The organism is Pseudarthrobacter sp. AL07 (genome assembly GCF_029960665.1).
Classification (GTDB): domain Bacteria; phylum Actinomycetota; class Actinomycetes; order Actinomycetales; family Micrococcaceae; genus Arthrobacter.
Map to the genome: position 1 here is coordinate 1 of NZ_JASBRB010000088.1, position 649 is coordinate 649.

Genomic DNA, 649 nt, shown 5'->3' on the forward strand with positions numbered 1-649 from the left:
CCGAGAACACGTGCCGGAAGAGTTCCTGGGGGTCCACCGGGACGTCCTCGCCCAGGCCGTCCCGCAACTGGGTGGCAACCGCTTCCGCCTTGTCCGCGATCCGCGCGGCGCCGTCGTCGTCCAGCAGTCCACGCCCGGTGAGGTACGTCTTCATCCGGCTGATGGGATCCTTGGCCAGCCACTCGGCCACCTCGCTGTCCTGCCGGTAGCGGGTGGCGTCATCGGCGTTGGTGTGTGCCTGCATCCGGTACGTGTGTGCCTCAACAAGAAGCGGACCCGAGCCGCCCCTGGCCAGCGCAACGGCCCGGTCCAGCACAGCGAGGAGGGCCACCACATCGTTGCCGTCCACCCGTTCGCCGGCCATGCCGTAGCCCACCGCCTTATGGGCAAGCGACGGCGCCACGGACTGGTGCGCCAGCGGAACCGAGATGGCGTACTTGTTGTTCTGGACGAAGAAGACCACGGGCAGGTGGAAGACGGCGGCGAAGTTCAGGGCCTCGTGGAAGTCACCCTCGCTGGTGGCGCCGTCCCCGCACATCGCCAGGACCACGGTGTCCTCGCCGCGGAGCTTTGCCGCGTGCGCAACACCCACGCCATGCAGCAGCTGGGTGGTGAGCGGCGTGCACTGGATGCCCACCTTGTGCCTGGC

1 protein-coding gene is annotated in these 649 nt (G+C 68.6%); it reads right to left on the reverse strand.

Annotation, left to right across the window (positions count from 1 at the left end; translation table 11 throughout):
* Positions 1-649 (reverse strand): thiamine pyrophosphate-dependent enzyme (locus QK290_RS18520; RefSeq protein WP_282332134.1); only part of this gene is annotated, 649 nt, incomplete at both ends.